The following is a 7,638-nucleotide window of genomic DNA, read 5'->3' as shown; positions in this document are numbered from 1 at the left end:
AGCGGCAGATGTGGACGACGGGGCGGGTGTTTCTCAGATTGTTAGACCCACGTATCAAGCCACATCCGTGAACGCCAGTCGTCTATGGGGATCGCCTGCCCGGTGTAGATCGGCCAGAAGTAGACGAAGTTCCAGGCCACCAGCAGCACGAGTACGCCGGCGCCCGTGGCGCCCGCGACGCGGCGGGTGTCGGTGGAGTGGGGTGGGCCGACCAGGGCGCCGAGCAGCATCGCGACCGCGAGGCACAGGAAGGGGACGAAGACCACGGCGTAGAAGAAGAAGATCGTCCGCTCCTGGTAGAGGAACCAGGGCAGGTAGCCGGCCGCGATCCCGCAGGCGATGGCGCCCGCCCGCCAGTCGCGGCGGAAGAACCAGCGCCACAGCACGTACAGCAGCGCGAAGCAGGCCACCCACCACAGCATCGGCGTGCCCAGCGCCAGCACCTCGCGCGCGCACTTCTCGCCCGCGTCCACCGGGCAGCCGTCGGTGCCGGGGACGGGGGACTCGTAGAAGTACGACACCGGGCGGCCGGTGACGAGCCAGCTCCACGGGTTGGACTGGTACGTGTGCGGCGAGGACAGGCCGACGTGGAACTCGTACACCTGCGTCTCGTAGTGCCACAGGCTGCGCCACCACTCCGGGAACAGCCACGACCAACTGCTGTCCTTGCCCTCGGTCGCCGCCCAGTTGCGGTAGTAGCCGCCCGTGCCGTCCGTGGCGGAGAGGATCCAGCCGGTCCAGGACGCGAGGTAGGTGACGATCGCGACCGGGACCGTCGACAGGAACGCCCAGCCCAGATCGCGCCGGAGCACCGCCTTGTACGGGTGCCGGGCGCCCGCCACCTTCCGGGCACCGACGTCCCACAGCACCGCCAGCACACCGAACGCGGCCAGGACGTACAGGCCGTTCCACTTGGTGCCGATGGCCAGGCCCAGCATCAGGCCCGCCGCGATCCGCCACGGCCGCCGGCCGATCCGGGTGTGCTCCGCCGTGTGCGCGTGCGGGCGGACCCGGCCCTCGGCGTCCACGGGCAGCGCGGCGGCCAGTTTCGCCCGCGCCCGGTCCCGGTCCACGAGCAGACAGCCGAACGCCGCCAGCACGAAGAACATCAGCACGCCGTCCAGCAGCGCGGTACGGCTCATCACGAAGTGCAGCCCGTCCACCGCCATCAGCGCGCCCGCCAGGCAGCCGAGGAACGTGGAACGGAACAGACGGCGGCCGATCCGGCAGAGGAGGAGGACGGACAGCGTGCCCAGCAGGGCGGTCATGAAGCGCCAGCCGAACGGGTTGAAGCCGAACATCAGCTCGCCCAGCCCGATGACGTACTTGCCGACCGGCGGGTGCACGACATACGCCGCGTCCGTCGGGATGGGCACATGGCCGTTCTGGGACAGGATGAGGTCGTTGACGTTCTTGTCCCAGTTGACCTCGAACCCGCGGTGGACGAGCGCCCACGCGTCCTTGGCGTAGTACGTCTCGTCGAATATCACCGCCTTCGGGCTGCCCAGGTTCCAAAAGCGCAGCACCCCCGCGAACAGCGTCACCAGCAGCGGCCCGCCCCAGCCCGACCAGCGGGTGATCCGCTCGGCCAGGGGGTACCGGATGCCGAGCGCCGCCCACAGCCGCGGGCTCGGCTCGGCGTACGGCGGCACGAGCCGGTCCCGGACGTCGCCGCGGGGTCCGGCCGGGGTGTATCCGAAACGGCGCAGCCGCTGCTGCCACGAGGGCCGCTGCTCGTGGGAGGCCTGGTCCTGCCGGGTGTCCGTGGAGGACGCGGTACTGGTCACCGCGCCATCGTAGGGAACCCTTCTGTGGGAGTCCCGTGGACCGCCCCTGCGAGGATGGAAACGTGACAGGAACCCTTGTTTTGGCAGGCACCCCCATCGGCGACATCGCGGACGCGCCGCCGAGGCTCTCCGAGGAGCTGGCGCGGGCGGACGTGGTCGCCGCCGAGGACACCCGGCGGCTGCGGCGGCTGACCCAGGCGCTGGGGGTGACGCCCCAGGGGCGGGTCGTGTCGTACTTCGAGGGCAACGAGGCGGCGCGCACGCCGGAGCTGGTCGAGGAGCTGGTGGCGGGCGCGCGTGTGCTGCTCGTCACCGATGCGGGGATGCCGTCGGTGTCGGACCCCGGGTATCGGCTGGTGGCGGCGGCCGTGGAGCGGGACGTGCGGGTGACCGCGGTGCCGGGGCCTTCTGCTGTGCTGACCGCTCTCGCGCTGTCCGGGCTGCCGGTGGACCGGTTCTGTTTCGAGGGGTTTCTGCCGCGGAAGGCGGGGGAGCGGCTGTCGCGGCTGCGGGAGGTCTCCGGCGAGCGCCGGACGCTGGTCTACTTCGAGGCCCCGCATCGGTTGGACGACACGTTGGCGGCGATGGCCGAGGTGTTCGGAGTGGAGCGGCGGGCGGCTGTGTGTCGTGAGCTGACCAAGACGTACGAGGAGGTACGGCGGGGGACGCTGGGGGAGTTGGCGGCGTGGGCCGCCGAGGGGGTGCGGGGGGAGATCACCGTCGTGGTCGAGGGGGCTCCGGAGAGGGGTGCGGAGGTCGTCGACGACGAGGAGCTGGTGCGGCGCGTGCGGGTGCGGGAGGAGGCGGGGGAGCGGCGTAAGGAGGCGATCGCGGCCGTGGCTTTGGAGGCGGGGGTGCCGAAGCGGGTTGTTTTTGATGCTGTGGTTGCCGCGAAACGTGCGTTGTGAGCTGCGGGTGCTTCGTGGTTGATCGCGCAGTTCCCCGCGCCCCTTAGCGGCGTGTCCCATCCGTGGGTAAAGGGATAAGGGGGTTTCGGCAAGGTACCGCCAAGTCCCGTCCAATATTGGACAGATCCCGTGCTTTCGGTCTCGGTCGGCAGTCCACTGGATGACGGAACGCAAACCCGTTCCTCCAGCGGACCACAGGAGCTGGTATGAGCGAGATCACAGGCCGGACCGGCCTTCGCAACGGGGCGACCGCCGTCGTCAACGAGGCGTACTCCTTCGCCTGCATGCGCTGCGGGCACGGGTGGGAGCAGTCCTACGAGATAGAGCACCACGTCGACGGTGCGGGGCACGAGTTCGTCCTGTACGTGGCGGACGGGCGGGTCGTGCCGTCGCCCCTGAGCCGGCCGACGTGCGCCCAGTGCGGCGGTCACGTCGTGCGGATCATGCGGCCGGGCCGGGTCTCGTCGGCGCGCAACGCGGCGCGGCGGCACGAGCGGCGTCCGACGGTGGAGGTGCCGACGGTCCCCCGGCAGCGGCGCCACTGGCAGCTGTCCGATCTGCTGCACCCGTTCCACCGCCGGGCGAGCTGAACGGTGCGGCGTGCCCCTTTCGTAGGATCGGGGCATGCCCACCTCCGACAAGAACGCCGCCCCGCCCCTCCCGCCGCCGCTGGCGGTGCCCGTCGCCGACTCGCACACGCACCTCGACATGCAGTCCGGCACGGTGGAGGAGGGCCTCGCGAAGGCCGCGTCGGTCGGTGTCACCACGGTCGTGCAGGTCGGCTGCGATGTGAACGGCTCCCGGTGGGCGGCCGAGACGGCGGCGGCGTACGAGAACGTGCACGCGGCCGTCGCGCTGCACCCCAACGAGGCGCCGCGCATCGTCCACGGCGACCCCGACGGCTGGTCCCGGCAGGGGGCGCGCGAGCCCGGCGGGGACGCGGGGCTGGACGAGGCGCTCACCGAGATCGAGCGGCTGGCCGCGCTGCCGCACGTGACGGCGGTCGGCGAGACGGGGCTGGACCACTTCCGCACCGGGCCCGAGGGCAAGGCGGCGCAGGAGCGGTCGTTCCGCGCGCACATCGAGATCGCCAAGCGGCACGGCAAGGCGCTGGTCATCCACGACCGCGACGCCCACGCGGACGTGCTGCGCATCCTGAAGGAGGAGGGCGCGCCGGAGCGGACCGTGTTCCACTGCTACTCCGGGGACGCGGAGATGGCCGAGGTGTGCGCCCGCGCCGGGTACTACATGTCCTTCGCGGGCAACGTCACCTTCAAGAACGCCCAGAACCTGCGCGACGCGCTGGCGGTGGCCCCGCTGGAGCTGGTCCTGGTGGAGACCGACGCGCCGTTCCTGACGCCCGCGCCGTACCGCGGACGGCCCAACGCCCCGTATCTCATTCCGGTCACGGTGCGCGCGATGGCCGCCGTACGCGGTGTCGACGAGGACGCCCTGGCCACCGCCCTCGGCACGAACACGGCGCGCGCCTTCGGTTACTGACCGCCAACACGCCCACCCTGCGTAGTCGCGTCGCTTTGGAGAGCGACGACCGCTCCGCTAGGTTCTGGGGGCCCGATCCGGACCCCTCTGGACCCCTCCGGCCCCTGGAGCGTGTCGGCGTGAGCAACTCGCACTTCGAGACATACGGGACCAACCAGCCGTACGAGCCGTTCGAGACGTATGAGCCGCCGCCGGTGCACGGCGGGTTCGACGTGCACGGTGCGCCGACGCTTCCCTACGGCACCACGTCGGCCGCGTACACCGCGCAGGGTGAGGTGTACGGGGACACCTACCGGCCCGCCTACGAGATGGCCGAGCCCGTGCTGCCCCGGCAGAGCGCGCCGGAGGCCGCCGCGTCCGTCGCGCGCCCCCGCGTGGACCGGCGTGCGGCGCGCCGGCGCCGGGGGCGGTACGCCGAGCGCGCGGACCTCTCCGTGCGCCGGCTGCTGCCGCGGGCGCTGGTCGTGGCGTTCCTCGCCGGGGGCACCACCGCCTTCGTCGCCGAGGACAAGGCCGTGGAGCTGAACGTCGACGGCGAGCCCCGTCGCCTGCACACCTTCGCCGACGACGTCGGTGAGCTGCTCGCCGAGGAGGGCGTCGACGTCGGGGCGCACGATGTGGTCGCACCCGCGCCGGGCACCGAGCTGGACAGCGGTGACGAGATCGCCGTGCGCTACGGCCGTCCCGTGCGGCTCACCCTCGACGGTCACCGGCGCGAGGTGTGGACGACGGCGCGGACGGTGGAGGGGGCGCTCAGGCAGCTCGGGGTGCGTGCGGAAGGCGCGTATCTGTCCACCTCGCGCTCCCAGCGCATCGGACGTGCGGGTCTCGCGCTCGACGTGCGCACCGAGCGGTCGGTCACGGTCATGGCCGACGGCCGCGCCCGCACCATCCGCACCAACGCCGCCACCGTCGGCGAGGCCGTCGCGGCGGCCGGGGTCACCCTGCGCGGCCAGGACACCACCTCCGTGCCGCAGGACAGCTTCCCGCGCGACGGGCAGACGGTCACCGTGCTGCGGATCACCGGCGGCAAGGAGACCCGGGAGGAGGAGATCCCCTTCGAGGTACGGCGGATCGAGGACCCGACGGTACTCAAGGGGACCGAGGTGGTCGAACAGGCGGGGCAGCCGGGGCTGCGCCGGGTGACGTACTCCGTGCGGACCGTCAACGGGGTCCGGCAGAAGCCGCGCCGGATCGGGACCGAGCTGGTGCGCGAGCCGACCGCGCGGATCGTGAAGGTCGGCACCAAGCCGCTGCCGGACTCCGTCCAAGGCGCCGACGATCTCGACTGGCAGGGCCTGGCCGCCTGCGAGTCCGGCGGCCGCGCCGACGCCGTCGACCCCTCGGGGACGTACGGCGGCCTCTACCAGTTCGACGCCCGGACCTGGCGCAGCCTCGGCGGCACCGGCCGCCCCCAGGACGCCTCGGCGGCGGAACAGACGTACCGGGCGAAGAAGTTGTACACGCGGCGCGGGACCAGCCCCTGGCCGCACTGCGGGGCGCGGTTGCACCGGTGAGCCGCAGAGGGCCTGCCCGGGCCCCGCGTCCGCGGCATGGTCCGCCGGGCAGGCCCTAGGCTTGTCGCCGTGAGCAGCCCCACCCCCGACGCCCTCCTGGGTCCCGCCGACGTCCGTGAGCTGGCGGAAGCCCTCGGCGTACGGCCCACCAAGCAGCGCGGTCAGAACTTCGTCATCGACGCGAACACCGTCCGCCGTATCGTCCGCACCGCTCAGGTCCGGCCCGACGACGTGGTCGTCGAGGTCGGGCCGGGGCTCGGTTCGCTCACGCTGGCACTGCTGGAGGTGGCCGACCGGGTCGTCGCCGTCGAGATCGACGACGTACTGGCCGCCGCGCTGCCCGCCACGATCGCGGCGCGCATGCCGGCGCGCGCCGACCGGTTCGCGCTGGTGCACTCCGACGCCCTGCACGTCACCGAGCTGCCCGGCCCGGCGCCGACCGCGCTGGTGGCGAACCTGCCGTACAACGTGGCCGTCCCCGTCCTGCTGCACATGCTCGACACCTTCCCGAGCATCGAGCGCACCCTCGTGATGGTGCAGTCGGAGGTCGCCGACCGGCTGGCGGCGGCGCCCGGATCGAAGGTGTACGGCGTGCCGTCCGTGAAGGCCAACTGGTTCGCCGAGGTCAAGCGGGCCGGTGCGATCGGCCGGAACGTCTTCTGGCCCGCGCCGAACGTCGACAGCGGGCTCGTCTCGCTCACCCGCCGCGCCGAGCCGGTCAGGACCACCGCCTCGCAGCGCGCGGTCTTCGCCGTCATCGACGCGGCGTTCGCCCAGCGCCGCAAGACGCTGCGGGCCGCGCTCGCCGGGTGGGCCGGGTCGGCGGCGGCCGCCGAGGCGGCGCTCGTCGCGGCGGGCGTCTCGCCGCAGGCGCGCGGCGAGTCCCTGACAGTCGAGGAGTTCGCACGGATCGCGGAGGCCGCGTCATCGCGGGGGGCGGCCCCCACACCCCCGAAGGAGAGCCAGTGAGCGTGACGGTACGCGTCCCCGCCAAGGTCAACGTCCAGCTCGCGGTCGGCGCCGCCCGCCCCGACGGCTACCACGAGCTGGCCAACGTCTTCCTGGCGGTCGGGCTCTACGACGAGGTCACGGTCACCGAGGCCGACGAGCTGCGCGTCACCTGCGAGGGTCCCGACGCCGACCAGGTCCCGCTGGACCGGACGAACCTGGCGGCCCGCGCGGCCGAAGCGCTCGCCGCGCGGTACGGCCGCAGCGCGAACGTCCACCTCCACATCGCCAAGGACATCCCCGTCGCCGGCGGTATGGCGGGCGGCAGCGCGGACGGCGCGGGCGCCCTGCTCGCCTGCGACGCGCTGTGGGGCACCGGCGCCTCGCGGGACGAACTCCTCGACATCTGCGCCGAGTTGGGCAGTGACGTGCCGTTCAGCCTGGTCGGCGGGGCGGCGCTCGGCACCGGGCGGGGCGAGCAGCTGACGGCGCTCGACGTCGGCGGGACCTTCCACTGGGTGTTCGCGATGGCGGACCGCGGGCTGTCCACCCCGGCGGTGTTCCGGGAGTTCGACCGGCTCGGCGAGGGCACGGACATCCCCGAGCCCATCGCCTCCCAGGACCTCCTCGACGCCCTCGCCAAGGGCGACCCGGACGCGCTCGCCGCGGCCGTCTCCAACGACCTCCAGCCCGCGGCCCTCTCCCTCTTCCCGGCCCTCGCCGACACCCTCGCGGCGGGCCGCGCCGCCGGCGCCCTCACCGCGCTGGTCTCCGGTTCCGGCCCGACCACCGCCTTCCTCGCCCGCGACCCTCAGTCCGCGACGAAGGTGGCTCGGGCGCTGCGCACGTCGGGGACGTGCCGGACAGTGCGCACGGCGTCGGCTCCGGCGCCGGGGGCGACGGTGACTACGCGGCGTTAGCGGGCGGCACACCCTCCTCGCCCGATCTCCACGAGAAATTCGGGAACTTGTGATGCTG

At 72.9% G+C, this 7,638-nt stretch carries 7 protein-coding genes; 6 read left to right on the top strand and 1 reads right to left on the bottom strand.

What is annotated here, in order from left to right:
- Positions 1-41: 41 nt before the first annotated feature.
- Entirely contained in the window at positions 42-1,787 is a 1,746-nt protein-coding gene (locus tag KWI83_RS29950; RefSeq protein ID WP_218517506.1) for a dolichyl-phosphate-mannose--protein mannosyltransferase, read from the bottom strand.
- 62 nt (positions 1,788-1,849) lie between these two features.
- Here KWI83_RS29950 and rsmI point away from each other — a divergent pair, with 62 nt between their 5' ends.
- The 6 genes from rsmI to KWI83_RS29920 all read left to right on the top strand — a co-directional run bounded on the left by rsmI (position 1,850) and on the right by KWI83_RS29920 (position 7,580).
- The gene (gene rsmI / locus KWI83_RS29945) at positions 1,850-2,695 is read left to right on the top strand and encodes a 16S rRNA (cytidine(1402)-2'-O)-methyltransferase (protein ID WP_218517505.1); all 846 of its coding nucleotides are present in this window, start codon (positions 1,850-1,852) and stop codon (positions 2,693-2,695) included.
- A gap of 206 nt (positions 2,696-2,901) precedes the next feature.
- Positions 2,902-3,285 carry a hypothetical protein gene (locus tag KWI83_RS29940; RefSeq protein WP_218517504.1) on the top strand — a complete coding sequence of 128 codons (384 nt, stop codon included), beginning with the start codon at positions 2,902-2,904 and terminating at the stop codon, positions 3,283-3,285.
- Between the two features lie 34 nt (positions 3,286-3,319).
- A complete protein-coding gene (locus KWI83_RS29935) occupies positions 3,320-4,195 on the top strand; it encodes a TatD family hydrolase (RefSeq protein ID WP_218517503.1) in 876 nt (291 codons plus the stop codon).
- A 119-nt stretch (positions 4,196-4,314) separates the two neighbouring features.
- Entirely contained in the window at positions 4,315-5,712 is a 1,398-nt protein-coding gene (locus tag KWI83_RS29930) for a resuscitation-promoting factor (RefSeq protein WP_218517502.1), read from the top strand.
- Positions 5,713-5,781: 69 nt separating this feature from the next.
- Complete coding sequence (gene rsmA, locus KWI83_RS29925; protein ID WP_218517501.1) at positions 5,782-6,681, top strand: 16S rRNA (adenine(1518)-N(6)/adenine(1519)-N(6))-dimethyltransferase RsmA; 900 nt, start codon at positions 5,782-5,784, stop codon at positions 6,679-6,681.
- The gene (locus KWI83_RS29920; protein ID WP_218517500.1) at positions 6,678-7,580 is read left to right on the top strand and encodes a 4-(cytidine 5'-diphospho)-2-C-methyl-D-erythritol kinase; all 903 of its coding nucleotides are present in this window, start codon (positions 6,678-6,680) and stop codon (positions 7,578-7,580) included. The genes rsmA and KWI83_RS29920 overlap by 4 nt, the downstream gene beginning before the upstream one ends.
- Positions 7,581-7,638 lie beyond the last annotated feature (58 nt).

This window comes from Streptomyces sp. TRM70350, from assembly GCF_019219825.1.
In the GTDB taxonomy this organism is placed as follows: domain Bacteria; phylum Actinomycetota; class Actinomycetes; order Streptomycetales; family Streptomycetaceae; genus Streptomyces.
The sequence above is the reverse complement of the archived record's forward strand: the minus strand, read 5'-3'. Positions and strand labels throughout refer to the sequence as shown.